Origin of the sequence: Devosia sp. LC5 (assembly GCF_000735585.1) — a bacterium.
GTDB lineage: Bacteria > Pseudomonadota > Alphaproteobacteria > Rhizobiales > Devosiaceae > Devosia.
In genome coordinates this window covers 228032-254320 of the sequence record NZ_JNNO01000023.1, presented here as the reverse complement: position 1 = coordinate 254320, position 26289 = coordinate 228032, and the positions used below count along the sequence as shown (strand labels likewise).

27 protein-coding genes are annotated in these 26289 nt (G+C 62.3%); 8 read left to right on the top strand and 19 right to left on the bottom strand.

Annotation, left to right across the window (positions count from 1 at the left end):
- Nucleotides 1-69: 69 nt before the first annotated feature.
- From ureG to FF80_RS13265, 12 genes are all read right to left on the bottom strand, one after another.
- On the bottom strand, nucleotides 70-702 hold the full coding sequence (gene ureG, locus FF80_RS13315; protein ID WP_035101176.1) for an urease accessory protein UreG: 633 nt from the start codon (nucleotides 700-702) through the stop codon (nucleotides 70-72).
- Nucleotides 699-1130 (bottom strand): DUF3995 domain-containing protein, encoded by a 432-nt coding sequence (locus tag FF80_RS13310; RefSeq protein WP_052153549.1) that lies wholly within the window; start codon nucleotides 1128-1130, stop codon nucleotides 699-701. Before FF80_RS13310 ends, ureG begins: the two co-directional genes overlap by 4 nt.
- Complete coding sequence (locus FF80_RS13305) at nucleotides 1127-1780, bottom strand: urease accessory protein UreF (protein ID WP_035101173.1); 654 nt, start codon at nucleotides 1778-1780, stop codon at nucleotides 1127-1129. The genes FF80_RS13310 and FF80_RS13305 overlap by 4 nt, the downstream gene beginning before the upstream one ends.
- Nucleotides 1777-2241 carry an urease accessory protein UreE gene (locus FF80_RS13300; protein WP_035101402.1) on the bottom strand — a complete coding sequence of 155 codons (465 nt, stop codon included), beginning with the start codon at nucleotides 2239-2241 and terminating at the stop codon, nucleotides 1777-1779. Before FF80_RS13300 ends, FF80_RS13305 begins: the two co-directional genes overlap by 4 nt.
- Before the next feature lie 53 nt (nucleotides 2242-2294).
- Nucleotides 2295-2501 carry a hypothetical protein gene (locus tag FF80_RS22230; protein ID WP_244445772.1) on the bottom strand — a complete coding sequence of 69 codons (207 nt, stop codon included), beginning with the start codon at nucleotides 2499-2501 and terminating at the stop codon, nucleotides 2295-2297.
- Between the two features lie 153 nt (nucleotides 2502-2654).
- Nucleotides 2655-2885 carry a hypothetical protein gene (locus FF80_RS22225; RefSeq protein WP_244445771.1) on the bottom strand — a complete coding sequence of 77 codons (231 nt, stop codon included), beginning with the start codon at nucleotides 2883-2885 and terminating at the stop codon, nucleotides 2655-2657.
- A 6-nt stretch (nucleotides 2886-2891) separates the two neighbouring features.
- Nucleotides 2892-3284, bottom strand: a complete 393-nt coding sequence (locus FF80_RS13290) for an MliC family protein (RefSeq protein WP_052153547.1) — start codon at nucleotides 3282-3284, stop codon at nucleotides 2892-2894.
- 128 nt (nucleotides 3285-3412) lie between these two features.
- Nucleotides 3413-5122: an urease subunit alpha gene (gene ureC, locus FF80_RS13285; protein WP_035101171.1), complete on the bottom strand. Its 1710-nt coding sequence runs from the start codon at nucleotides 5120-5122 to the stop codon at nucleotides 3413-3415.
- Nucleotides 5123-5134: 12 nt separating this feature from the next.
- The gene (locus FF80_RS13280; RefSeq protein WP_035101169.1) at nucleotides 5135-5557 is read right to left on the bottom strand and encodes a hypothetical protein; all 423 of its coding nucleotides are present in this window, start codon (nucleotides 5555-5557) and stop codon (nucleotides 5135-5137) included.
- 4 nt (nucleotides 5558-5561) lie between these two features.
- Nucleotides 5562-5867 (bottom strand): urease subunit beta, encoded by a 306-nt coding sequence (locus tag FF80_RS13275; RefSeq protein ID WP_035101167.1) that lies wholly within the window; start codon nucleotides 5865-5867, stop codon nucleotides 5562-5564.
- A gap of 9 nt (nucleotides 5868-5876) precedes the next feature.
- Entirely contained in the window at nucleotides 5877-6179 is a 303-nt protein-coding gene (locus tag FF80_RS13270) for an urease subunit gamma (RefSeq protein WP_035101165.1), read from the bottom strand.
- A 9-nt stretch (nucleotides 6180-6188) separates the two neighbouring features.
- Complete coding sequence (locus FF80_RS13265; RefSeq protein ID WP_035101398.1) at nucleotides 6189-6983, bottom strand: urease accessory protein UreD; 795 nt, start codon at nucleotides 6981-6983, stop codon at nucleotides 6189-6191.
- Between the two features lie 90 nt (nucleotides 6984-7073).
- Here FF80_RS13265 and FF80_RS13260 point away from each other — a divergent pair, with 90 nt between their 5' ends.
- On the top strand, nucleotides 7074-7406 hold the full coding sequence (locus FF80_RS13260; protein ID WP_035101163.1) for a hypothetical protein: 333 nt from the start codon (nucleotides 7074-7076) through the stop codon (nucleotides 7404-7406).
- A 60-nt stretch (nucleotides 7407-7466) separates the two neighbouring features.
- On the opposite strand, the gene urtE is transcribed toward FF80_RS13260, so the two are convergent.
- From urtE to urtA, 5 genes are all read right to left on the bottom strand, one after another.
- Nucleotides 7467-8168 carry an urea ABC transporter ATP-binding subunit UrtE gene (gene urtE, locus FF80_RS13255; RefSeq protein WP_035101161.1) on the bottom strand — a complete coding sequence of 234 codons (702 nt, stop codon included), beginning with the start codon at nucleotides 8166-8168 and terminating at the stop codon, nucleotides 7467-7469.
- Nucleotide 8169: 1 nt separating this feature from the next.
- Entirely contained in the window at nucleotides 8170-8919 is a 750-nt protein-coding gene (gene urtD / locus FF80_RS13250; RefSeq protein ID WP_035101159.1) for an urea ABC transporter ATP-binding protein UrtD, read from the bottom strand.
- Between the two features lie 3 nt (nucleotides 8920-8922).
- Complete coding sequence (urtC, locus tag FF80_RS13245; protein ID WP_035101157.1) at nucleotides 8923-10143, bottom strand: urea ABC transporter permease subunit UrtC; 1221 nt, start codon at nucleotides 10141-10143, stop codon at nucleotides 8923-8925.
- Between the two features lie 202 nt (nucleotides 10144-10345).
- On the bottom strand, nucleotides 10346-11932 hold the full coding sequence (gene urtB / locus FF80_RS13240; protein ID WP_244445775.1) for an urea ABC transporter permease subunit UrtB: 1587 nt from the start codon (nucleotides 11930-11932) through the stop codon (nucleotides 10346-10348).
- 112 nt (nucleotides 11933-12044) lie between these two features.
- Nucleotides 12045-13316: an urea ABC transporter substrate-binding protein gene (gene urtA / locus FF80_RS13235; protein WP_035101395.1), complete on the bottom strand. Its 1272-nt coding sequence runs from the start codon at nucleotides 13314-13316 to the stop codon at nucleotides 12045-12047.
- A gap of 278 nt (nucleotides 13317-13594) precedes the next feature.
- Here urtA and FF80_RS13230 point away from each other — a divergent pair, with 278 nt between their 5' ends.
- The 5 genes from FF80_RS13230 to FF80_RS13210 all read left to right on the top strand — a co-directional run bounded on the left by FF80_RS13230 (nucleotide 13595) and on the right by FF80_RS13210 (nucleotide 21951).
- A complete protein-coding gene (locus FF80_RS13230) occupies nucleotides 13595-16972 on the top strand; it encodes an ATP-binding protein (protein ID WP_035101153.1) in 3378 nt (1125 codons plus the stop codon).
- The gene (locus tag FF80_RS13225; protein ID WP_035101151.1) at nucleotides 16959-17888 is read left to right on the top strand and encodes a response regulator; all 930 of its coding nucleotides are present in this window, start codon (nucleotides 16959-16961) and stop codon (nucleotides 17886-17888) included. The genes FF80_RS13230 and FF80_RS13225 overlap by 14 nt, the downstream gene beginning before the upstream one ends.
- 403 nt (nucleotides 17889-18291) lie before the next feature.
- Nucleotides 18292-19116: a hypothetical protein gene (locus tag FF80_RS22220; protein WP_244445777.1), complete on the top strand. Its 825-nt coding sequence runs from the start codon at nucleotides 18292-18294 to the stop codon at nucleotides 19114-19116.
- 231 nt (nucleotides 19117-19347) lie between these two features.
- On the top strand, nucleotides 19348-21003 hold the full coding sequence (gene ettA / locus FF80_RS13215; protein ID WP_035101147.1) for an energy-dependent translational throttle protein EttA: 1656 nt from the start codon (nucleotides 19348-19350) through the stop codon (nucleotides 21001-21003).
- A gap of 87 nt (nucleotides 21004-21090) precedes the next feature.
- A complete protein-coding gene (locus FF80_RS13210) occupies nucleotides 21091-21951 on the top strand; it encodes an alpha/beta hydrolase (protein WP_052153546.1) in 861 nt (286 codons plus the stop codon).
- A gap of 258 nt (nucleotides 21952-22209) precedes the next feature.
- On the opposite strand, the gene FF80_RS13205 is transcribed toward FF80_RS13210, so the two are convergent.
- Nucleotides 22210-22659, bottom strand: coding sequence for a host attachment protein (locus FF80_RS13205; RefSeq protein ID WP_035101144.1), 450 nt, complete (start codon nucleotides 22657-22659; stop codon nucleotides 22210-22212).
- A gap of 196 nt (nucleotides 22660-22855) precedes the next feature.
- Here FF80_RS13205 and rarD point away from each other — a divergent pair, with 196 nt between their 5' ends.
- Nucleotides 22856-23776, top strand: a complete 921-nt coding sequence (rarD, locus tag FF80_RS13200) for an EamA family transporter RarD (protein WP_052153544.1) — start codon at nucleotides 22856-22858, stop codon at nucleotides 23774-23776.
- Here rarD and FF80_RS13195 read toward each other — a convergent pair.
- Nucleotides 23773-24684 (bottom strand): hydrogen peroxide-inducible genes activator, encoded by a 912-nt coding sequence (locus tag FF80_RS13195; protein ID WP_052153543.1) that lies wholly within the window; start codon nucleotides 24682-24684, stop codon nucleotides 23773-23775. The genes rarD and FF80_RS13195 overlap by 4 nt on opposite strands.
- A gap of 104 nt (nucleotides 24685-24788) precedes the next feature.
- On the opposite strand from FF80_RS13195, the gene FF80_RS13190 reads away from it, so the two are divergent.
- Nucleotides 24789-26288 (top strand): catalase, encoded by a 1500-nt coding sequence (locus tag FF80_RS13190; protein ID WP_035101138.1) that lies wholly within the window; start codon nucleotides 24789-24791, stop codon nucleotides 26286-26288.
- Nucleotide 26289 lies beyond the last annotated feature (1 nt).

Genomic DNA, 26289 nt, shown 5'->3' with positions numbered 1-26289 from the left:
GCCGTCGCCCGCACCGTCCCTTGCGGGCCGATAATGGCGCCGGACCGCTGCACAGGGTCCGGCGCCTTGCTATTCGGCGGCTACCGCGCCGGTGAAGCCGCCGGCCTTTTCGATGAAGCCAATGATCTGGTCGAGACTCTCGCGCCGCAGCAAGTCGGTGAAGACATAGGGGCGTCCCTCGCGCACTTTCTGGGTGTCGCTTTCCATCACTTCGAGGCTGGCCCCGACATATTGCGCCAGATCGGTATGGGTGATGACCAACAGGTCCGAGCGCGAAATGGCCGGTCCGCCCTTGCGCGGGATTTTTTCGCCCTGGGCCACCGAGATCACATAGATGGTGAGATCCGCCAGGTCCGGCGAGAAAGTCGCCGCCAGATTGTCGCCGCCGCTTTCGACCAGGATGATATCGAGGTCTGGGAATTTGCGGTTGAGATCGTCGATGGCGGCCAGATTGAGCGAAGCATCCTCGCGGATGGCGGTGTGCGGGCAGCCGCCGGTTTCGACGCCCACGATCCGATCTTCGGAAATGGCCTGCGCCCGGGCGAGGATCAGCGCGTCTTCGCGGGTGTAGATGTCATTGGTGACTACGGCCATGGAATAGCGCTCGCGCAGCGCCTTGAGCAGCATTTCGCACAATGTCGTTTTGCCCGAGCCGACCGGGCCGCCAATGCCGATGCGCAGGGGGCCATTCAGTGATTTCATAGCAGCCTCATGATGGTAAGAGCGACAAAGCCTGCGCCCAGCAGCAGGCACAGGGGCGAATAGACGCGGCTGTCGTTGAGCCGGAAATTGGGTTCGGGCGTTTGCGCTGCCCACCAGGGCGTGTAGCCGATGGCGCCACGGGCGAGGAACACGGCGGCCGCCGGAATGCCAAGCAAGGTCAAGGCGAGGCCACCGCTGTCATGATCGGCCAGGGCCAGGGCCAGGATGCCGGCAGCCAAAGTTGCCACGGCCACGGCGAAGGAGGCGAGGCGCGGTGGCATGCGTTCGATGTCGCGGAAGCCGACTACGGTCTGGGCCAGCAGCTTCTCGTCGCGAATGGGCCAGGTGCGGCCGAAGGACCAGAGCAGATGGGCAAAGGACACGGCCAGCAAGGCGATGAACATGAATGCGGAAATCAGCATGCTCATGAGCGAAAAATTCTCGTCGTCAGTGTTTCATGGGCCATTTGGGCAATGTCGGCGGCATAGGCGATGGAGCCGATATCGTCCAGCGTCGCATGCTGGCATAGCACAGCCATTTCGGAAATGGGGCGTTCGAGCGCGGCCACGATGGCAAGGCCATCGGATTGACCGATCGGGATCAGGCGCACTGCCACCGACACCTGGGCATGAACCGTCGCGGTGAGATAGGCGGTGAGGGCCGCCTGCAAGTCAATGCCGTGGCTGGCCGCGATGGCCCCGATCGCGATGGGGTAGGGGCAGGGACGCGGCAGGATGTCGAGCACGGGTGACGGCCAGGCCTTTGCCGCCGTGGCGAAGGCATCGCCGGTAATGGTGGTTTCGTCATGGCGTTCGCGGGCGGGCGTCAAAGCGAGGCAGAGATCGGCGAGCTCCTGCAGGGTGGTGGCATCACCGCTGCCGCGATGGGCATGGGCGAAGAGAATGGCGTCGGTGCGCAACCCACCATGAGCGAGAATGCCTTCGACCCATTGCTGGGTCGTCGCGCGATCAGTCACCACGCCTTTGACGATGGCGGCTTCGAGCCCCGCCGACCAGGCGAAGGCACCCACCGGAAAGGCAGGCGATAGCCAGGTCAGCAGCTTTTGCAGATCGCTCATCGCGCCAGCAGCGCGTGGCCGTTATCGCCATGGCTGTGATAGGCGCCATGCTCGGCATAGAAGGGCTCGGTGACATTGCTCACCGTCGCGCCCAGGCCTTCCAGCATGGTCTTGAGCACGTGGTCGCGCTTGATCAGGATGCGGTTTTCTTCGAGCTGCGCCGAAGTGTGGCGGTTGCCGATGTGCCAGGCGAGCCGGACGAGATGGGCCGTATCGCGGCCGCGCACCTCATAGAGCAGTTCCTCGGCGGCGATGATTTCCACCAATCGCCCGTCGTCGAGCAAAAGCGCGCTTTTGTGCTCGAGCGTAATGGTCTGGGGGAAGTCCACCATCACCTCGGCACCCCCGCGCAGGCGCAGCAATTTGCGCCGCAGGCGGCGTTCGTCATGTTCGAGAACAACAAGATCGAAAGGGGCGCCCTGCCCATGGTCTGGCGGCAGGATGGAGACGGCACGAAGCATGAAGAACTTTTCCAAGGTAACGAGGCTTCCCGGCCCGTATCCACCCTAGCGCGTCAGGTCATGGTATTGAAGACCTTGATGATCCAATAGAGCTGATACCCGATGTGCAATGCCGGTATGGCCACATGCAGCCGCCGATTGGCCGACCAGATGCCCAAAGCACAGAGCACCAGTCCGAACGGCACCTGCAGGAAATAGTCCGGCCCGAAGCGTTCCCAATGTTCGGTGCCCTTGATCAGCGTATCGATGGAATCGAACACAAAGGTCGCCGCCAATAGGCCGAAGAACCATTTGCGCCGCTTGAGGAAGAAATCCTCATAGCCGGCATATTCGGTGATGTTGTCGGGAAACAGCAGTGCCGCCAGCAGGAAAAGCGTGACGGCATAGAAAATCAGGAAGAAGAATAGCCCGAACTACCAGCTATTGATCTGGAACAGGGCAAATTCCCACCACCAGAACAGTACCAGCTCTACCAGGATCGAGCCGGCCCAGAGCAGATGCACCGTGGAGGGCTTGTTGCGATGGGGATGCTGGATGAGGCCGGCAACGCCCATCAGCAGACGGGTGATGCCAAGGCCGATAACCATGCCCATGACGATGCGGATATGGGGGAACAGCTCTGGGTGGATCGGCTGCGGGTCCATATCGGCTCAGGGTGCGTTGCTGGCTTCGGAGCAGGTGCTGACCGCCGGGGCGTCCTCGCCCAGCGTCGTGTCATGCAGGCTTGCTTCGGTGCCCTGCGTCAGCCAGGCCCATTGGCCTGAGACATAACGCACCCCCGAGCCCGAGACGACGGAAGCAAAGACCAGCTTCTCGGTTTCCTCGGGCACATTGACCAGCGCCAGGAAATTGGGCGAGGCATTGATGTAGTCGACGCTCAGCGGCGCGCCCGTGCCGCATTCATATTGCACGGTGCGCTTTTGGATATCGGCGAAGGCATCGGTGCCCAAGGTGAGCGACAATGACGCCTCGACACCATTCGCGGCCGTCACCGCACCGGTTAGAAGCAATGCTGCAAGAATCGTCCTGATCATAAAAGTCATTTTGGCGCTGTCTCCTCGCTTGTCCAGCACCAACCTTGACCCATGCAGGCGGCAGAAATTGGATCGCCGCGATCTGGATCCATTGCCGCCCGGCCTAGACTATTCCGTTCTACGCCAAGCGCAATCGCCTAGAACAGGAAGTAACGCTGAGCCATCGGCAGCACCGTTGCCGGTTCGCAGGTCAGCAAAACGCCGTCGGCGCGCACTTCATAGGTTTCGGGATCGACCTCGATAAAGGGCGTCGCCGCATTGTGGATCATCGAGGACTTGCCTATGCCGCCCCGCGTGTTGCCCACGGGCAGCATGTGCTTTTCGACGCCGAGCTTGTTGCGCAGCCCGTCGTCATAGGCGGCTTGCGACACGAAGGTCACCGACGAGCTGGTCCGCAGCTTGCCGAACGAGGCGAACATGGGCCGGTAATGCATGGGCTGGGGCGTGGGGATCGAGGCATTGGGGTCGCCCATGGGCGCGGCGGCGATCGAGCCGCCCAGCAGGACCATTTCGGGCTTCACGCCGAAAAAGGCCGGGCTCCACATCACCAAATCGGCGCGCTTGCCCACTTCCACCGAGCCGATATGCTGGCTCATGCCATGGGTAATGGCCGGGTTGATGGTGTATTTGGCGATGTAGCGCTTGACGCGGAAATTGTCGTTCTCGCCAGTTTCTTCCGGCAGGCGACCGCGCTGCTTTTTCATCTTGTCGGCGGTTTGCCAGGTGCGGATCATCACCTCGCCGACGCGGCCCATGGCCTGGCTGTCCGAGGAAATGATCGAGAGCGCGCCGATATCGTGCAGGATATCCTCGGCCGCGATAGTCTCCTTGCGGATGCGGCTTTCGGCAAAGGCCACGTCCTCGGGAATGGACGAGGACAGGTGGTGGCACACCATGAGCATGTCGAGATGCTCGGCAATGGTGTTCTGCGTATAGGGCCGGGTCGGGTTGGTCGAGGACGGAATGACATTGGGCAGGCCCGCCACCCGCAGGATGTCGGGGGCATGGCCGCCGCCGGCGCCTTCGGTGTGGAAGGCGTGAATGGTGCGGCCCTTGAAGGCGGCGATGGTGTCTTCCACGAACCCGCTCTCGTTGAGCGTATCGGTGTGGATCATCACCTGCACGTCAAATTCGTCGGCGACCGACAGGCAATTGTCGATCGTGGCGGGGGTGGTGCCCCAATCTTCGTGCAGCTTGAGCGAGGAGACGCCGGCCAGCACCATTTCGGCCAGCGGGGCGGGCAGGGACGCATTGCCCTTGCCGGCCAAAGCCAGGTTCATTGGGAAGCCGTCAAAGCTCTCGATCATGCGCTGGGCATGCCAGGCGCCGGTGCAGGTGGTGGCCAACGTGCCATGGGCGGGGCCCGAACCGCCGCCCAGCATGGTGGTCACGCCGCTCATCAGGGCTTCCTCGATCTGCTGGGGGCAGATGAAATGGATATGGGCATCCATGCCGCCCGCGGTGATGATGCGGCCCTCGCTGGCGATGACTTCGGTCGAGGGGCCGATAATGATGGTGACGCCCGGCTGGGTATCGGGATTGCCTGCCTTGCCGATACCGGCGATCAAGCCGTTCTTGAGGCCGATATCGGCCTTGTAGATGCCGGAATGGTCGATGATCAGCGCATTGGTGATGACGGTATCGACCGCGCCCTCGGCCCGCGTGCGCTGGCTTTGGCCCATGCCGTCGCGGATCACCTTGCCGCCGCCGAACTTGACCTCCTCACCATAGATGGTGAAGTCCTTTTCCACCTCGACGAAAAGCTCGGTATCGGCCAGGCGCACCTTGTCGCCGGTGGTCGGGCCATACATGTCGGCATAGGTGGCGCGGGAAATGCGGGCTGGCATGATGACTCCGGCTTAGTGGGCCTTGGACGCGGCGGGCTTGGCGTGCTTGCGGTAGTTGGCGGCGCTGGCAACAATGACGGCATCGAGCAATTGCTCGCCCTCGCGCAGCACCTTGTCGTCCTGGCGGCTGGCGACCAGCGATACGGCAAGCGCCTGCAGCGCATAGGCTGCCTTCCCCTTGCCATCGGCAACCAACTGATTGCCTTCCTTTTCGATCTGCTTGAGCAGGCGATCGAAATCGGCTGCGGGCAGGCCGGCCTTGAAGCCACGCCAGTCCTTGGCGCCGCCCCGGTCGATCAGGCCGACGGTGGAGCCGCCGAGCAGATACATGGCTTCGCCATCGTCCACGCCGGCTTCGGTCAGGTCGCGCAATATTGCGGCGAGGCGCTGGCGCAGATCGGCAAGGCGGGCGTCGGTATTGGTCTGTTCAGTCATTGTATCAGAGTTGTCCCATGATCTGCTGGCGGAAGCCGTAGACGGTACGGCTGCCGCTCAATGGCACGAGCCGGACTTCACGGGTCTGGCCCGGCTCGAAGCGCACTGCGGTGCCCGCGGCGATATCGAGCCGCATGCCGCGCGCCTGTTCGCGGTCAAACCGCAATCCCGCATTGGTTTCGTAGAAATGATAGTGCGAACCGACCTGGATCGGCCGGTCGCCAGTATTGGCCACCTCGATGGTGATCTGGGGCGCACCGACATTGAGTTCGATATCGCCGGATTTGGGAATGACTTCACCGGGGATCATACCGGGCTCCTAGCGAATGGGTTGGTGGACAGTGACGAGCTTGGTGCCGTCGGGGAAGGTGGCTTCCACCTGGATATCATGGATCATTTCGGAGATGCCCTCCATCACCTGGTCACGGCTGATGACATGGGCGCCCGCCTCCATCAATTCGGCCACCGGGCGGCCGTCGCGGGCGCCTTCGACGACGAAATCGGTGATGAGCGCGATCGCCTCGGGGTGGTTGAGCTTGACGCCCCGCTCGAGCCGCTTGCGGGCCACTATGGCCGCCATGGCGATCAGCAGTTTGTCTTTTTCGCGCGGAGTAAGATTCATCGACGTTTCCTAAAGATGCCAAAGTCGCGGCAAGCTGCCGGCGCGGGAAAGTGCGCCAAGAATTGGAACGATCGTGCGGCGAAGCGCAAGCCCGGAATTTGCCATGGCTCGTATGACAAGACGTTCGCCGCTGACGCTGGCGGCCGCCATCGCCCCCTCCGGCAGCAATGCGCGCACCTGTTCGAGCCGGCTCGTCAGGTTGGTTCCAAAATGGATGATCGTTGCAAAAGCCCGTGTTCCCGCCAGCAGTGCCAGATTGTCTCGGCTCATGTCCGAACCATCGATATGGGTTGCCTCGGCATGCACCAGCCGTCCGTTCCGCCGGATGCGCCAATTGTCGCGGAACAGGGCATCGCGCGCGTCCTCGCCCATGGCGTCGCGGCCCAGTAGCACAGCTTCGATGGCGGTGAGGCTGGCATCGGGCGCCAGGTCAATGTTGATCCACCGCTCGAATCGGCTTTTGGCGAAAAGAATGGTCTCCTGCGGCAGCCAATCGAGATGCGCGCCGGCGCCGACCGTGAGGTGGGTTTCGACCTGCGCGGTGGCGCCGGTCGAACGGTAGATGCGTTCACAGGCTTGCGTGGTGATGGTGGCGCGGCTGCCGGGCGCGATATCTGCCTGCCAGCGCATGTAATCACCACCGGTCAGTCCGCCGGCCGTATTGATCAAAACCGCCTCCAGACTCTGGTCATGGGTGTGGGGCAGGCGGATCTTGGCACAGCCGTCCTGATAGAGGGTGTGCAGGTGCGTTCCGCCATCGCGCAACTGGGTTGCGAGCGTTCCGGCGCCGCGCGCGCGCTGCATTTTCACGAGGTTATTGGCAACGATTTGCAAGGGGATGCGTTTTTGATGGGTGCACAGGCTCTACCTTGAATGTTTGATAGGATAAGAAAAATGAACCTCAAATCTACTCTGTCGGCCGTTGCGCTTACCGCCGCTTTTGCTCTGTCAGGTCCGGCTTTCGCCCAGACCATGATCAACGGGGCGGCGGTTTCGGAAGCTGATCTTCCTGCCGTGCAGCAACGCTGCGATGAGCTGAAGACCGCCGAAGATACCGCATCGCTGGCCGATCCCAAAGCCGGTGATGAAACCACCGAAAATGCCGGTGATGCCGCCACTCCAGATGCCCCGCTTCCCAATGAAGCGGCCAATGCAACGACCGCTGTGGACCTGGATTCCCTGACGCTCGAAGCCTGCGTGGAGGCAGGCCTCGTATCTGCCATGTAGTCGAGGGGTCTGCATCCCTCGAAATATGCGTCCGGCACCTGTGCCGGGCGTTTTGCGTTTTTAGACCATCAGATGCCGCCGCACCTCCGGCAGATCGAGGTCGCTGGCTGGGCCTGCATGCTGGATTTCGCCGCGGTCCATGACGTAGATATCGTCGGCAATCTCCCGGCAGAAATCGAGGAATTGCTCGACCAGCAGGATGGTCATGCCCTTTTCGTCGCGCAGGAATTGCAGTGCCCGGCCGATATCCTTGATGATGGAGGGCTGGATGCCCTCGGTGGGCTCGTCGAGCACCAGAACCTTGGGTCGGGTGACCAGCGCACGGCCAATGGCCAATTGTTGTTGCTGGCCACCCGAGAGGTCGCCGCCCCGCCGGCTCAACATGGATTTGAGCACGGGGAACAGCTCGAAAATGTAGGTGGGGATATTGCGGTCGGCCCGTTTGAGCCCGGCATAGCCGGTCTCAAGGTTTTCCTTGACTGTCAGCAGCGGAAAAATCTCGCGGCCCTGCGGCACGTAGCCGATGCCCATGCGCGCGCGGCGATAGGGCGGGGATTTTTTCAGCACCTGCTCGCCAAAGGTGATGTCACCGGCCGAGATCGCATTGATCCCCGTAATGGCGCGCAAAGTCGATGATTTGCCGACCCCGTTGCGGCCGAGTACGGCGGTGATGCGATTGGGCTTGCATTCGAGCGACACGGCCTTGAGCGCCTGGGCGGCACCGTAATGCAGGTCGATGGACTGGATGGAAAGGGCGGTCATGTCAGCGTCCCAAATAGCGTTCGATCACCACCGGATTGGCGCTGACTTGTTCCAGGCTCCCCTCGGCCAGGACTGATCCTTCGGCCAGGCAGGTGACGCGCGAACCCAGGTCGCGCACGAAGCTCATATCGTGTTCCACCACCACCACCGAACGTGTGGTGGCGATTTGCTTGAGCAGCTTGGCAGTTTCCACTGTCTCGCTATCGGTCATGCCCGCGACGGGCTCATCGACCAGCAACAGCTTGGGGTCCTGCGCGAGCAGCATGCCGATTTCAAGCCATTGCTTTTGCCCGTGGCTGAGATTGGCGGCGAAGTCGTTTTTGCGGGCTGAGAGGCGGACGGTGTCGAGGATTTCATCAATGCGGGCGGTGTCATCGGCGCTGGCCGCATAGAACAGGGTGGCGAAGACCCCGCGCGGTTTTTTCAGCGCCATTTCGATATTGTCCCACACGGTTTGGCTCTCAAACACGGTGGGCTTCTGGAACTTGCGGCCAATGCCCAGATTGGCGATGGCGGCTTCATCGAGCTTGGTGAGGTCGGTACGCCCGTCGAACAGGACGTCGCCCGAGTCAGGACGTGTCTTGCCGGTGATGATGTCCATCATCGTGGTCTTGCCGGCGCCATTGGGCCCGATAATGGCCAGCATTTCGGCGGGCCGCACGATGATCGAAAGATTGTTGATCGCCTTGAACCCATCGAAGGCGACCGAGACGCCGTCGAGATAGAGCATGGTGTCTGCTGCCTTGGCCATGTCTTACTCCGCGGGCTTGGGTTGGGCGGTTTCGACCAGCATGGTCGCAGGGTCTTCGCCGCGCTCGGCGGCTTGCGAGGTTTCGGGTGAACTTGGCTGCAGCGCGGCATTGGGCGGGGCCTGTTCGCGCTTGGTCGTCATGGTGCGCCACTGGCCGATCAGCCCGACAATGCCCTTGGGCATGAACAGGGTGACGAAGACAAACAGCGCACCCAGCGCAAAGAGCCAGAATTCGGGCAGGGCGCTGGTGAAATAGGATTTGCCCAGATTGACCAATATGGCGCCGATGATCGGTCCGATAATGGTGCCGCGCCCGCCCACCGCCGTCCAGATCACCACTTCGATGGAGTTGGATGGCTCGAATTCGGACGGGTTGATAATGCCCACCTGCGGCACATAGAGCGCGCCGGCAATGCCCGCCATGATGGCTGAGGCGGTGAAGGCAAAGAGTTTCACATACTCCACGCGATAGCCCAGGAACCGGGTGCGGCTTTCGGCGTCGCGGATGGCGACCATCACCTTGCCCAGCTTGGAATTGACGATCATCGAGCAGATGAACACCGACAGTGCCAGGGCAATGGCGGTCGCGGCGAAGAGTGCGAGGCGGGTGGTCTGTGCGGCAATCGGCTGGCCCAGAATATCCTTGAAGTCGGTCAGGCCGTTATTGCCGCCAAAGCCCATATCGTTGCGGAAGAAGGCCAGCAGCAAGGCGAAGGTCATCGCCTGGGTAATAATGGAGAGGTAAACCCCGGTGACGCGGCTGCGGAAGGCGAGGAAGCCGAAGACGAAGGCCAAAATGCCCGGCACCAGCACGACCATCAGCATGGCGAACCAGAAATTGTCGAAGCCCAGCCAATACCAGGGCAATTCCTTGTAGTTGAGGAATACCATGAAATCGGGCAGCGTGGGATTGCCATAGACGCCGCGCGGGCCGATCTGGCGCATCAGATACATGCCCATGCCATAGCCGCCTAGCGCGAAGAAGGCGCCATGGCCGAGCGAAAGAATGCCGCAATAGCCCCAGACCAGATCAAGGGCGAGCGCCAGCATGGCATAGCTCAGATATTTGCCGAACAGCGACACCAGATAAGTCGGCACATAGCCAAACTGGCCGGGCGAGAGCAGCAGATTGCTGGCCGGAACCAGAATGGCAGCGGCAAGCAAGATGCCGATCAGCCACCAGGCCTTGGTGTCGAGGGCGCGGAACAGGGCTTGTGTCAGCATGGCATAGGGCTCCCGGCTAGATGCTCACCTCGTCCCTCAGGGGAGAGGTCGGCGCGTAGCGCCGGGTGAGGGGTGCGACGCTGCAACAAGCGATAATCCATCAGCATCGCACCCCTCACCCTGGCCCTCTCCCCCGAGGGGCGAGGGGACGCTAGAGCCGAGAGGGAGGCGACGGTCGACGGGCTTATGGTATTCAAAATTCTCATTGCTCGATCGCCCTTCCCTTGAGGGCAAACAGGCCTCTCGGCCGGCGCTGGATGAAGAGGATGATCATGACCAGGATCAGGATTTTGCCGAGCACGGCGCCGGCATAGGGTTCGAGGAATTTGTTGGCAACGCCCAGGGTGAGTGCCCCCACCAAAGTGCCCCAGAGATTTCCGACCCCGCCGAACACCACGACCATGAAGCTGTCGATGATGTAGCCCTGACCCAGATTGGGCGAGACATTGTCGATCTGGCTGAGCGCCACGCCGGCGAGCCCGGCAATGCCTGAACCCAGCCCGAAGGTCAGCGCATCCACCATCGGCGTGCGGATGCCCATGGCCGAGGCCATGCGCCGGTTTTGCGTCACGGCCCGCATTTGCAGGCCGAGCGGGGTGCGATTGAGGATCATCAGCAGCATCAGGAAGACCGCGATGGCGAACATGACGATCCAGAAGCGGTTCCAGGTGATCGACAGCCCGTAAAAGGCGACCGAGCCCGACATCCAGCTTGGATTGGACACCATCTGGTTGGTTGGCCCAAAGATGGTGCGCACCGATTGCTGCAGGATCAGCGAAATGCCCCAGGTGGCCAGCAGGGTTTCGAGCGGCCGGCCATAGAGCCAGCGGATCACGCCGCGCTCGATGGCGATACCGACGAGGGCGGTGAAGAGGAATGCGGCGGGCAGGGCGACGGCCAGCGAATATTCGGCCAGCCCTGGTGCATATTGGCGGATCAGCGCCTGCGTCATGAAGGTAGTGTAGGCGCCCAGCATCACCATTTCGCCATGCGCCATGTTGATCACGCCCATCACGCCGAAGGTGATGGCAAGTCCAATAGCCGCCAGCAGCAGCACCGAGCCGAGCGAGATGCCGTACCAGACATTCTGTACCGCGCCCCAGGCCGCCGCATCGCGATTGAGGCCATCAAGGCTGGCCTGAATATCGGCCTTGAGCCCATCAGGGGCATTGGCCAAGGCGCCGCGCAGCACGGTGATGGCCGAGCTATCGCCGGACTTGGCAACCACGGGCGCCGCGGCTTCCCGGTCCTCAATGCTGGCGTCGGGGTCCTGCAACACGATAAAGGCGCGGGCGGTTTCCATGAGCGTCTTGACGCCCGGATCGGTTTCGGCGGCCAGCGCCTCATCGAGCAGCGGCAGATTGACCGGGTCGGCATCGCGCATGATCGATTGCGCAGCGGCGCGCCTTGTCGCCGGATCGTCGCTGAGCAGCGTCATTTGGCCGATGGCCGAGCGGATGACGCGACGGAGATTATTGTTGACCCGCACCTTTTCGGCATCGCGGCGGCCCACTTCGCCCAGGTCAGCGCCAGTCAGCGGGTCGGTCGTGGCGTAATTGTCGCCCTGGCGCTCGACATAGACGACGCGGCCGGTGGCTTCGACGACATAGAGGTCGCCCTCGGAGAGGGTATTGAGAATGGGGGAAACGCGGGTGTCGCCGGTGGCGACAAGGGCGGCGATCGCCGCTTCGCGGTCGGAATAGCTGCCGGGCGCCAGGGCGTCGATCAGCGTGGTGAGCTCGGCATCCGATGGCTGGGCCAGGCTGGGCACAATGGCAGTCAGGACCATGAGCAGCGCCAGCAATGCGGCGGACAGGCGCTTGACGGACATCGGCATTCTCCAGGTGTAAGACGGCAAGAACAGGGAAGGCAGCTTGTGCCGCCTTCCCCGGAATTCGGACTTATGGCGTGGTCGCGCCGCCGCAGGTCATGGTGGCGGTATTGAAATTGCCGCAGGAGAGCGGGGCCCGCCAATCGGCGATCAGGGGCTTGGATTCGGGCAGGAAGTCGCTCCACTCGTCGCCCAGCACCAGGCCGGGGGTCTCGTAGACGATGTCGAACTGACCATCGTCCTGGATTTCGCCGATCAGTACGGGCTTGGTGATGTGATGGTTCGGCGCCATGGAGGCCAGGCCTCCCGACAGGTTCGGCACGGCGACGCCGATAATGTTGTCGATAACGGCATCGGCATCGGTGGTGCCGGCGGCTTCGGCGGCCTTCACCCACATGTTGAAGCCGATATAATGGGCTTCCATCGGGTCATTGGTCACGCGGTCGGTGCTGCCGATAAAGGCCTGCCAGGCGGCGATGAAATCTTCATTTTCGGGGGTATCAACCGACATGAAGTAGTTCCAGGCGGCCAGGTGCCCCACCAGCGGAGCGGTGTCGAGGCCGGCCAGTTCTTCTTCACCCACCGAGAAGGCGACGACCGGAATATCGGCGGCGTCGATGCCCTGGTTGCCCAGTTCACGGTAGAACGGCACGTTGGCGTCGCCATTGATGGTGGAGACCACGGCGGTCTTCTTGCCGGCCGAACCGAAGGCCTTGATGTCGGAGACGATGGTCTGCCAATCGGAGTGACCGAAGGGGGTATAATTGATCATGATGTCTTCAGCGGCCACGCCCTTGTCCTTGAGATATTGCTCAAGAATCTTGTTGGTGGTCTGGGGATAGACATAGTCGGTGCCTGCCAGAACCCAGCGCTCGACGCCTTCTTCTTCCATCAGGTAATCGACGGCCGGAATGGCCTGCTGGTTAGGCGCAGCGCCGGTGTAGAACACGTTGCGCTGGCTTTCTTCGCCTTCGTATTGCACGGGGTAGAACAGCAGCCCGTTCAATTCCTCGAACACCGGCAGCACCGACTTGCGGCACACCGAGGTCCAGCAGCCGAACACGACGTCGACCTGATCGACTTCGATCAACTGGCGGGCCAGTTCAGCGGCCAGCGGCCAATCCGACGCGATATCGACGACGACCGGCTCGAGCTGCTTGCCCAGAACGCCGCCCTTCTTGTTCTGCTCGTCGATCAGGAACAGCATCGTGTCCTTGAGCGTGGTTTCCGAGATTGCCATCGTGCCCGAAAGCGAGTGCAGGATACCCACCTTGATGGTGTCTTCCTGCGCCAGTGCCGGCACGGCTGGCAGGGCAGTTCCGGCCATGAGGCCCAGCGCCATGAGCGCGCGCATCAGGCGTTTTCCAGTCATCATTATCGTCCCTCGTTCATTTCGCTTGCCCAACACGCCCCCAGGCGGCGATGGGTCACGGAGGCTGACCTTGGGACCATTGTTAACGGGGGCGTATACGTCGATTGACGTAACCCGGCTGGGACGCGGTCTAGCCAGATGACGAAAAATGCAGGGCTGGCTTGGCTTTGCGGTGCATTGCGTGGCAGAGATAACAACGATAGTTTTTTGGGCAGTCCCGCAACGCGATTAACAATTAGACAGGGCCCATGGCGCGGCAGCGTATTATTCCGATCAGGCGCGAATATAATCGCTGGGTCGCCGACCAGACGCTGGAAGACTATGCGCTGCGCTTTACCGCAAAGTCGGCGCGCCGATATTCCAGCGACACCATTTCGCAGACCGCGATAGGCGCCATCTCGTTCCTGGCGCTCGAAGCCATTGGCGGAGCCATCACGCTCTCCTATGGCACGACCAATGCGATGATCGCGGTGTTGATCGCCTCCATCGCGATCTTGTTGGTCGGGGTGCCCATTTCCCGTTATGCGCGGCGGCATGGCGTCGATATCGACCTGCTGACCCGGGGCGCCAGCTTTGGCTATATCGGCTCGACCATTACCTCGCTGATCTATGCCAGCTTCACTTTCATCCTCTTCGCCATCGAGGCCTCGATCATGTCGAGCGCCCTGCAATTGGCCTTCGGCATTCCGCTGTGGATCGGCCATATCATCAGCGCCATCATCGTCATTCCGCTGGTGACGCATGGTGTGCGGATGATCAGCCGGTTCCAGATCTGGACGCAGCCGATCTGGATCATCCTCAATATTGCGCCGTTCTTCTTCATCGCCTTCATGGATTGGGAGAAATTCGATCTATGGCGCGCCTTTGGCGGCCTGGGCCAGCCCGAAGGCGTAGCGGGCAGCATTGCCCCGTTCGACGTCGCCAAGTTCGGCGCGGCCTCGGCGGTGATTCTGGCGCTGATGACCCAGATTGGCGAGCAGGTCGATTTCCTGCGCTTCCTGCCGGCCCAGGGTAGTTCCAAGTTCCGGCACAAGCTGGCGATATTCCTGGCGGGGGCAGGGTGGGTCGTGGTCGGCGCGCCCAAGCTCTTGGCCGGCTCCTTCCTCGCTTATCTGGCGCTCTCATCGGGCGTGTCGCCCGAGCATGCCTCCGAGCCCGGCTATATGTACTCCATCGCCTTTGGCTACATGATCCCCAATGAGGTGGTGGCGCTGTTGCTGATGGCCGTGTTCGTGGTGGTCAGCCAGCTCAAGATCAATGTGATGAACGCCTATGCGGGCTCGCTCGCCTGGTCGAACTTCTTCTCCCGGCTGACCCACAGCCATCCCGGCCGCGTGGTCTGGCTATTGTTCAATGTCGGCATCGCCCTGCTGCTGATGGAACTGGGCATCTACAGGCTGCTCGAGGAGACCCTGGGCATTTTCTCGATCATCGCCATGGCCTGGCTCTGTTCGATTTCGGCTGACCTCTTCATCAACAAGCCGCTCGGCCTGGCCCCTCCTGGCATCGAGTTCAAGCGCGCCCATCTCTATGACATCAATCCGGTGGGGCTGGGCTCCATGCTGCTCTCGGCCGTGGTGGCGCTGGTGGCCCATTTTGGCGTCTTTGGCGAAATGGCTGCTGCCTTGGCGCCCTATATCGCGCTGGTCGTGGCCTTTATCGCCTCGCCCACCATCGCATGGGCCACCAAGGGCAAATATTATCTGGCCCGCAAGCCGCGCAAGCAGTGGCAGAACCTCAAATCGGTGACCTGCTCGATTTGTGAACACCCCTTCGAGCCCGAGGACATGGCATGGTGCCCGGCCTATGCTGCCCCGATCTGCTCCCTCTGCTGTTCGCTCGATGCGCGCTGCCATGACATGTGCAAGCCCAATGCGCATTTCCGCGCGCAGACCCGCGCCGTCGCCGCTAGCATCCTGCCCGATTGGGCGATCGACAAGCTGCAAAGCCGGTTGGGCCGCTATGGCATATCGTTCTGCATTTCGCTGGCGCTGATCGGCTCGATCCTCGGCCTGATCTACTATTTCGCCGCTGGCGCCGCACCTGACACCGAGGAGGTGGTGGGCGGCACGATCCTCGTCGTCTTCTTCGTCTTTGCGGTTGTGGCGGGCATTGTCGCCTGGTTCCTCGTGCTGGCGCATGACAGCCGTCTGGTGGCCGAGGAAGAAAGCTCGCGGCAGAACACGCTGCTGATGAAGGAAATCGCCGCCCATAACCGCACCGACGCGGCGCTGCAAAAGGCCAAGGAAGTCGCCGAAGCCGCCAATCAGGCCAAGAGCCGCTATGTGGTGGGCCTCAGCCACGAATTGCGCACCCCGCTCAATGCCGTGCTGGGCTATGCGCAAATCCTTGAGCGCGACGAGACCGTGCCCGCGCCACGCCGCGCCTCGGTCAAGGTCATCCGCCGCAGCGCCGAGCATCTATCGGGCCTGATCGACGGGCTGCTCGACATTTCCCGCATCGAGGCCGGCCGGTTGCAGGTCTATTCCAACGAGATCAATATCCACGATTTCCTCAGCCAGATCCGCGAAATGTTCCGCCTGCAGGGCGAGGCCAAGGGGTTGGAGTTCCGCTACAAGGTCGCGCCCAACCTGCCGCAATTCGTGCGCACCGATGAAAAGCGGTTGCGACAAATCTTGGTCAATCTGCTGTCCAACGCCATCAAGTTCACGGATACGGGCTTCGTCTCCTTCGAAGTGGCCTATCGCTCACAGGTGGCCACCTTCACCATCACCGATAGCGGCCACGGCATTGGCGAGGCCGATCTGGGCCGCGTCTTCGAGCCCTTCGCGCGCGGCGCGGCCGAGCGCAATCGGCTGACGCCGGGGTTGGGGCTGGGCCTCACCATCACCAAGCTGCTGGCGGAAACGCTGGGCGGAGAAATCCAGGTGCAGAGCACGCCGGGCAAGGGTTCCACCTTCAAGGTGCGGTTGATGCTGGCCCGTGTGGAGCGCCCCGCCGCCAAGCCGCATGAGGAGTTGCGCATCCGCACCTATAGCGGGCCGCGCCGCACCATCATGGTGGTTGACGACAATGCCGAACACCGCGAAATGATGCGCGAATTGTTGGTGCCGCTCGATTTTACCGTGCTGACGGCGGTCGATGGCCCCAATTGCCTCACCCTGGTCGAGGCCATCAAGCCGGACCTGTTCTTCGTGGATATCCTGATGCCCGGAATGAATGGCTGGGAGCTGGTGGAAAAGCTGCGCGATGGCGGGCAGGGCGCCCCCATCATCATGCTCTCGGCCAATATCGGGGATGGCCTGGGCCAACCCACAACCGATACGGGCCATAGCGACAGCATGGCCAAGCCCCTCAACTACGGGCAATTGCTCGACAAGCTCGGGGCTCATCTCGGCATCAGCTGGGTTGAGGATCAAGTGGCAGTAGATGTTCCGGTGACCCCGGCCGCCGACATTGTTTCACCCGGCGCCGATGTGGTTGGCGAGCTTCTTGCCTTGGGCGAGATCGGCCATGTCCGTGGCATTGATGCGCGGCTCTCGGCCCTTGCCGACGATCCGCGCCATGGCCCGCTGGTCGCGGCCTTGCGCCAGCAGATCGAGACCTACGATTTCGACGGCTATGCCGCGATCCTCAACAGCGTGGGCGAACATGAGCGAAGTTGAGAAGCAATACATCGCCCTGGTTGTCGATGATTCCATCGAGTCGCTGGGCTTCCTGACCACGGCGTTGGAAGCGGAAGGCGTCACCGTGCTGCTGGCTCGCAGCGGCGAGGCTGCCCTGAGCATTGCCAACAAGATCGTGCCCGATATCATCCTGATGGATGCAGTCATGCCGGGGCTCGATGGCTTTGAAACCTGCACGCGGCTCAAGGCCATGCCCAGCGTGGCTCAGGTGCCGGTGATCTTCATGACCGGGCTGACCGAGACCGAGCATATCGTGCATGCGCTCGATGTGGGCGGGGTGGATTACCTCACCAAGCCCATCAATCTGGATGAATTGCGCGCCCGCATCCGCGTCCACCTGGCCAATGCCCGCCGGGCGCAGAGCGCTCGCGTTGCGCTCGACGCCGCAGGCCGCCATTTGATGGCCCTGTCGAGTGGTGGCCTGACCCTGTGGGCGACACCGCAGGCGGGCAAGCTGTTGGAGCGCATTATGCCCGGCATGGATGCCGCCAGCTTTATCGCCAAGCAGGTCCGGCCCTGGCTTGATGCCCGTGCGGGCGCCAATTCCATCGCTGGCGACAGCCTTATGCTGGAGCCGGGCAATGGTGCGCGGATCCAGCTGATGTGCCTGGGCATGATCGGGGCCGACGAATATCTGTTCCGCCTGCTCACGCCGGGCGACGAGAACCAGGATGGCATCCTGCGCCGCCAGTTCGGCCTGACGCAGCGCGAGAGCGAGGTGCTGCTGTGGATCGCCCGCGGCAAGTCCAATCGCGATATCGGCGATATCCTGGGCCTCAGCCCGCGCACCGTGAACAAGCATCTGGAACAGGTCTATTCCAAGCTCGGGGTGGAAAACCGCGCCTCGGCCGCCATCCGCGCCACCCATGTACTGCAGTCATCCCTCGAGGATTGATCGGACCGATCACGTCTGCGGCTTGCCGGGAACTCATGCTGCCCAACCCCGTTTAATTTACCGAGCCTGCCTATGGCGGGCCCACATTGGTGTGTCGCCGTTTCGACGCGCCAACGTTCGGTGGACTGCTGCAGAGGCTGACGCTCCTTTGTGGTGTCTCCGGTGGGGCGCGAAACTCCGGTTTCGCGCCCTTTTCTTCAAGTTCTTTGAAGAGTTTATGAAAATTGCACAGCGTGATTTACGCGCCGTTCTGCATGATTCCAAGGTGTTGGCGAGACGCTGAAACCAAATGGTCGCCTCTGCGTCTTCTATGCACGGCCAAGGGGGCTGTGTCATGAGAGGACGTACGATGAAGAGGGTTGTTTCTATACTTCTCGCCGGAGCTTTTCTTGCGAGTACCGCAATGCCCGCATTTTCCCAGAACTTGCTTGGCGATATTCTGGGTGATGACGGCGATAGCAGTTTGATTAATCTTGGTTCGGGGTCTGCCTCCGATTCCGGTTTGATCAATATTGGTATCGGCGGCAGCGATAGCCTGCTTGACGTGAATGTGGGCGGGTCAGACCCGCTTGCGACCGCCACGGTCGGCACCGGGGGCGGTAGCCTGCTCGACGCAGATGTCGCGGTTGGCAGCGGCGGCTCGATTGCAGGCGCCACGGTTGGTGTGGGCGGCGGTGATAGCTTGCTCGACGCAGATGTAAATCTGCTGGATACCGTGGGGGTTTCCGCCTCGGTTGGTGGGGGCAGTCTGCTCGATGTTGATATTGGCATCGGCTCCCCGGGGTCGCCTGGCGGTCCCGGTGGCCCAGGAGGTCCTGGCGGCCCCGGCGGACCCGGAGGGCCTGGCGGTCCGGGTAGCCCTGGCGGACCGGGAGGCCCTGGTGGCCCCGGCGTCATTCCGGGCGGCGGCGGTGGAGCCGGCGGCTTTGCCAATGCGGCCTGTGCCGGCCAGTCGCCCAACCAGTTGGTGCGCCTGGTGCGCTCGACCCGGGTGGATGCCTCCTGGGCCCGTGCATCGAACGTGCAGATCCAGCGCGTTGGGGTATGCCCGGAAATCCGGACCTGGCTGCAAGGCCAGCTGAGCGGTTCGGGTCTCGGCCCGGTGCTGCACAATGCCGTCGCGAACGACGCGTTGATCAGCACCTCGCTCGGCCGCGCCAGCTTCGGGCCTGACCGCGTCTTTGCGGTCAAGCGCTCCGGCTCGCAGTTGACGGTTTACGTCTACTAAATCCGCCTATTGCGCACTGTCCAAGGCCCGGCATCGCCGGGCCTTGGCACGTCTGCCCCAGGGCGTAATGTCATCGACGCCCGCCGCGTGGATCAGTGGTCCGGCTGCGTGGAATGGCAGGCGCCAGCCCGCGCTGTGCATTGCCCGCCGCCAGCCCCGTTGCTCCGCCGCCCGGCTTGCCCTACATAGACGGCCAAATTCACGATCAGCCGCGAAGAGGTCCGCAAGCCTATGGCTCGCCAGTTCATCTATCACATGCACGGAATGTCCAAAGCCTATGCCGGGGGCAAAAAGGTCTTGGACAATATCCATCTCTCCTTCTACCCCGATGCCAAGATTGGCGTTTTGGGCCCCAATGGCTCGGGTAAATCGACGCTGCTCAAGATCATGGCCGGCATCGATACCGAATTCACCGGCGAAGCCTGGGTCGCCCAGGGCGCCAGGGTCGGTTATCTCAGCCAGGAGCCCGAGCTTGATCCGGCGCTCAACGTGCTCGGCAATGTCATGACCGGGGTCAAGGAAAAGAAGGCCGTCATCGATCGCTACAACGAGCTGATGATGGACTATTCCGACGAGACCGCCGACGAGGCCAGCAAGCTGCAGGACCAGATCGACGCCGAAAACCTGTGGGATCTCGAATCGCAGGTCGAAGTCGCCATGGAAGCCTTGGGTTGCCCTCCGGGCGATGCCGACGTGACCAAGCTGTCGGGTGGTGAACGCCGCCGCGTCGCGCTCTGCGCGCTGCTGCTCTCCAAGCCCGACCTGCTGCTGCTGGACGAGCCGACCAACCATCTGGATGCCGAAACCACGGCCTGGCTCGAGCGCCATCTGCGCGAGTTCGAGGGCGCGGTGCTGATCATCACTCACGATCGCTACTTCCTCGACAATGTCACCGGCTGGATTCTGGAGCTCGATCGCGGCCGCGGTGTGCCCTATGAGGGCAATTACTCGGCCTATCTCGCCGCCAAGGCCAAGCGCTTCGCCCAGGAAAAATCCGAAGACGCCGCCCGCGCCAAGGTGCTGGAACGCGAGCGCGAATGGATGGGGCAATCTCCACAAGCAAGACAGTCCAAGTCCAAGGCCCGCCTCAAGGCCTATGACGAACTGGTCAAGATCAACGAGGCCCGCACCCAGTCGGGCACGGCACAGATCGTCATTCCGCCCGGCGAACGCCTGGGCCAGAACGTCATCGACATCGAGGGCCTGTCCAAGTCCTATGGCGATCGCGTGCTGATCGACAATCTCAGCTTCAAGCTGCCCCCAGGCGGCATTGTGGGCATTATCGGCCCCAATGGCGCTGGCAAGACCACCCTGTTCCGCATGCTGACCGGGCAGGAAACACCCGATGCGGGCACAGTCACCGTGGCCGAGAGCGTGCATCTTGGCTATGTCGACCAGAGCCGCGATAGCCTCAACCCCAACAAGACCGTCTGGGAGGAAATCTCGGAAGGCGACGAAGTGCTGATGCTGGGCAAGCGCGAGGTCAATTCGCGCGCCTATACCTCGTCCTTCAACTTCAAGGGCGGCGACCAGCAGCAGAAGGTGGGCAATCTGTCGGGCGGGCAGCGCAATCGCGTGCACCTGGCCAAGATGCTCAAGAGCGGCGCCAATGTGCTGCTCCTTGACGAGCCCACCAATGATCTGGACACCGAAACCCTCGCCGCCTTGGAAGAAGCGCTGGAGGAATTCGCCGGCTGCGCCGTGATCATCAGCCACGATCGCATGTTCCTCGATCGCCTGGCGACCCACATGCTGGCCTTTGAAGGCAATAGCCACGTGGAATGGTTCGAAGGCAATTTTGCCGACTACGAAGCCGACAAGGTCCGCCGCCTCGGCGCCGACGCGGTGAACCCCAAGCGCGCGACTTACAAGCCGCTAACGCGGTAACGATCGCGGGCGGCGTCCACACCAGATGCCGCCCCAAGGGCGCCGTCATTTCCCGGGCGGGCCCGCCAAATAATATGGAGAATAGCCGTGTCAGCAGAGTCATTCGCGCTCGACATCGGTCGGGCCAGCCTTGCCGGCATTGAGATGGGGGAGGGGCTTGCCGTCGTCTTTCTGCATGCGGGCGTGTGCGACAAGCGCATGTGGCTCAGCCAGATGGCAGCCGTGGCCGAGGAGGGCTGGCATGCCATCGCCTATGACCGGCGCGGCTATGGCGAGACCGTCTCGGAAGACGAGGCCTTCAACCATCTCGATGATCTGGAAGCCGTGCTCGATCGCCTTGGTATTCATGCCGCCGTCTTTGTCGGCTGCTCCATGGGCGGCGGGCTGGCCATGGATTTTGCCCTGCGCCATCCCGGCCGCGTCATCGGGCTCGTCCTGATCGGTACTTCGGTCACCGGTTCGCCCTGGACCGCTACCGATGTCGAGCGGATGATCGAAGCGGCCGAGGAGGATGCCTATGAACGCGGCGATTGGGACATGCTCAATCGCGTACAGGCGCATGAATGGCTCGATGGCCCGCGCGCTCAGAGCGGACGCGTCAGCGGGCCGGCGCGCGACCTCTTTCTCGACATGAATGCGCTGGCCCTCAGCAAGCCGCCACTGACCATGGAAGAAGAGCGCCCCAGCGCCTGGCGCCGCGTCGCCGAAGTGGGCGCGCCCACACTGCTATTGGTGGGCGACGAGGATTTCACCGCCCTGATCGAGCGGCACGATTACCTGTCGGAAGAAATGCCCAACGCCTTTGCTGCCGTGCTGGAAGGCGTCGCCCACATCCCCAGCATCGAGCGCCCGGACCTGGTGAACTCGATGCTGCTGGAATTTCTCGATGCGATTGGCGGCGAGGGTGATGAGGAGGCGGACGAGGCGGACGAGGGGGACGAGGAATAGGCTGCCCAAAAGACCTCATGGTGAGCCTGTCGAACCACGAGGTCGAGCGGGTGGAGGCTTTGGTTGCCACGCCCTCGTCCTTCGACAAGCTCAGGATGAGGTCTACTGGAGGAGAACTGATCTACCGCGATCTCCTCACCCCCTGAATCAAGCTGGCAGGAACACTGCCCGGCCACCTCATGTTCCGATTCACCGAGCTCGCGCCGCGAATCATCTGCCTATCAGCCTGATTCCGGTATTACGCCCAACCTGCTGATCCTAAACGGCAATAATCCCATCCAGATGCCGGTCCAGCTGCGGTGTGGGCAGATTGGTCAGGTCCTTGTCCAGTTCTGCCAGAATGGTCTTTTTCACTGCCGGTGAAATGGCCCGGCGGATTTCGCCCAGCGCGATCGGGGCGGCGGCGATCACCAGGCGATCGAATTCGCCCTCTTGGCGCTTGCGCTCGAGCATGTGGGCCAGCGATTTGACGAAGACAGTTTCGCGATGCTCTGCCGGGTCGGTCTTGGGCTGTATGGCGCTGCGGCCGTGGCCGACCGATGAGTGGCTGCGGCCGGGCTTGTCGGTGACGATTTCCTGCGCCATCAGCGGATCGATGGCAAAATCCAGCCCATCCACCTGGCGCAGTCCCTTGCCTGGTCCGGTGTTCTCCAGCACGCGGGCCTGCGTGCCATCGGCGATCAGAATCCAGGTTATGGTCTTCTTCATGGTCTGCTCCTTGTGTGGATGGTCAGCAAGGGGCGACGCCTCAGCCGCCCCTTGAGCAGAACGCCCCGGCGCGCAAAAGGTTTGCCTGGTCCATCAGCTTTGCCCCGGCACGCCGATCAAAAACTGTCATTGGTCCGCGCCGCCATCCCCTGCTACCAAGGGCCGGACGCCTCTCCCGCGAGGCGTGGAGTACTCAATGACCTCGCCTCAAACCGCGCCCGGCGCAGCTATTCCGATCGCCGCCACCGAAACCCGCAATGGCGTGTTCGCGGCCCTGGGCGCCTATGTGCTGTGGGGCTTTCTGCCGATTCTGTTCGGGCTGCTCAGCAATGTCGGCTCGGTGATGATCGTGGCCGAACGCACCCTGTGGTCGCTGCTGCTATTGGCGATCATTCTGGGCGTCATGGGCAAGCTGGGCGAAGTGCTGACCCTGCTCACAGATTGGCGCAAGAGCGGGGTGCTGCTGCTGTCGGCGGCCTTGCTGGCCGGCAATTGGCTGCTCTTTGTCTGGGCGGTGGAAACCGGGCAGGTGCTCGAAGTCAGCTTCGGCTATTTCATCAACCCCTTGGTCAATGTTGCCATCGGCATGGTCATGCTGGGCGAGCGGCAAAACCGGATGCAGTCCATCGCCATACTCATCGCCGTCATTGCCATTGCCATTCAGGCCGCCGGCCTGGGCGGGGTGCCGTTCATCGCGCTGGGCCTGGCGCTTTCGTTCGGCTTTTACGGCTTCTTCCGCAAAACCGCAGCGCTTGGCCCGGCCGCGGGCCTGTTTGCCGAAACGCTGCTAATCGCCCCGTTCGCGCTGGCTTATGTCGTCTACGACCTCGCCAGCAATGGCATTGGCGTGCATGCCGATCCGCAGACCATGTTGCTGCTGGTCTTCAGCGGCCCGGCCACCGCAGTGCCGCTGCTGCTCTTTGCCTATGCCATCCGCCGCCTGCGTCTCACCACCATTGGCATGTTCCAATATCTGGCGCCCTCGCTGCAATTCCTGGTCGCCATTGTCGTATTCCACGAACATCTCAACGGCATCCGCCTCGCCAGCTTTGCATTGATCTGGGTATCGCTGGCCGTGTTCAGCTATGACAGCTTCCGCCGCCGGGCACGCAGCTAAGCCGCCCGCGCCGCCTTGCCTGCCCGCGTCTCGCGAATGATGCCCGCGATCTGCGCGAACATGTCAGCAAAGGGGGTCGCCTCGCGCCACACCAGCGACAGCCGCCTTCCAGCGCCGGGTGATACCAATTGGTGGATGGCGATGCGTGGGTCGGTCGCTTCCTTGCGCAGCGCAATCTGGGGCAGCAGCGTGACCCCCTGACCATTGGCCACGAATTCCACGATGGTCGATAGCGAGGTCGCGGCGAAGGTGCGGGCCGATAGGTCGCTGTCCAGCCGGCAGGCGGCAATGGTCTGGTCGCGGAAGCAATGGCCCTCGTCGAGCAACAGGATACGTTCGGGCGCCAGCGTCGATAGCGCCACCGGCGCGGCGGTTTCCTCGTCGCGGCTGGTCGCCAGCACGAAGGGATCGTCGAACAGCGCCGCGCTGGTGAGCTTGGGGCCATGCTCGGGCGCATCCGTGCCGATCAGCGCGATATCGAGACTCCCATCCACCAATCCCGCAATCAACGCCTCGGTGCGGTTTTCGCTCACCGCAAAGTCGAGGCCCGGCAGGTTCTTGGTCAGCGCCGGAAAAATCTCGGGCAAGAGATAGGGCGCCACCGTCGGAATCAGCCCGAAGCGAATAGGCCGCTCAGGATTGCCCGCCTGCCCGATGGCAAAGGCGGCCAGTGCGTCGGCGCCGTCAATAACGCGTCGTGCGCGCTCGATAAACTCCCGTCCAAACGGGGTTGGGCGCACCGCGCGGTTGAGACGATCAAACAGCGGAGTGCCGCAAAAGTCCTCGATGGCCTGGATCTGCTGGCTCAGCGCCGGCTGGCTGATATTGCAGACTGTCGCCGCGCGTCCGAAATGGTTGGTTTCGGCCACGGCAATGGCATAGCGCAGCTGTTTGAGGGTGAAGCTCATGATAGGCGCAGCTTATCATAACAAAAGGATCAATCAATTTGCCTAATCGACGCCAAAGGGGCAAAACCACCTCAGTTTGGAATTATTCCAGGGAGATTGCAGCAATGATCGACAAACCCCGCCTCACCACCAGTGCCGGCGCGCCCGTGCCCGACAACCAGAATGTCGAAACTGCCGGCGCCCGCGGCCCCGTCCTGCTGCAGGACTATCAACTGCTCGAAAAGCTCGCGCACCAGAATCGCGAGCGCATTCCCGAGCGCGTCGTGCATGCCAAGGGCTGGGGTGCGTTCGGCACGCTGACCATCACCAATGACATTTCCAAATACACCATCGCCAAGGTGTTCGGCGAAGTCGGCAAGAAGACGGACCTGCTGATCCGTTTCTCCACCGTGGCCGGTGAAATGGGCGCGGCCGATGCCGAGCGCGACGTGCGCGGCTTCTCCTTCAAGTTCTATACCGAGGAAGGCAATTGGGACCTGGTGGGCAATAATACCCCCGTGTTCTTCGTGCGCGATCCGCTGAAATTCCCCGATTTCATCCACACCCAGAAACGCCATCCCAAGACCAATCTGCGCTCCAAGACCGCGATGTGGGATTTCTGGAGCCAGAGCCCGGAATCACTGCATCAGGTCACCACGCTGTTTTCCGATCGCGGCCTGCCGGTCGCGCCGATGTATATGAACGGCTATGGCAGCCACACCTATTCGTTCTGGAATGCGCAAGGCGAGCGCTTCTGGGTCAAGTTCCACTTCAAGACCCTGCAGGGCCACAAGCATTACACCAATGCCGAAGCCGAGAAGATCATCGGAGCGAGCCGCGAGACCTACCAGGAAGAGCTGTTCGGCGGCATCGAGCGTGGCGAATTCCCGCGCTGGCGCATGGAAGTGCAGATCATGCCCGAGGCCGATGCGGACAAAACCCCGTATAATCCCTTCGATCTGACCAAGGTCTGGCCGCATGCCGATTACCCGGTCATCGAGGTCGGCATTGTCGAGCTGAACCGCAACGCCGACAATTACTTCGCCGAGATCGAGCAGGCGGCCTTTTCGCCCTCCAACAAAGTGCCCGGCATCGGCTATTCGCCCGACAAGATGCTGCAGGCTCGCGTCTTCTCCTATGCCGACGCCCACCGCTATCGCCTGGGCACGCATTACGAGAGCATTCCGGTCAACCAGCCCAAGTCGCCGGTGCATCACTATCACCGCGATGGGCAGATGAATGTCTATGGCGGCATCAAGACCGGCCATCCCGACGCCTATTACGAGCCCAATTCGTTTGGCGGTCCGGTGGAAGACAAGTCGGTCAAGGAGCCGCCGCTGCGCATCACCGGCGATGCCGACCGGTATAATCATCGCGACGGCAATGACGATTACAGCCAGCCCCGCGCGCTGTTCAATCTGTTCGATGATGCCCAGAAGGGCCGCCTGTTCGACAATCTCGCCGCCGCCATGGATGGCGTGCCCGACGAAATTATCGAGCGCCAGCTGGCCCATTTCCACCTGATCGATCCGGCCTATGCCCAGGGCATCCGCGCCGCCCGCGCGGCTTTGGCCGGTCAGGCCAAGGACGCCATTTCCGACCAGGAAAGCGCCGCGGCCGAATAGG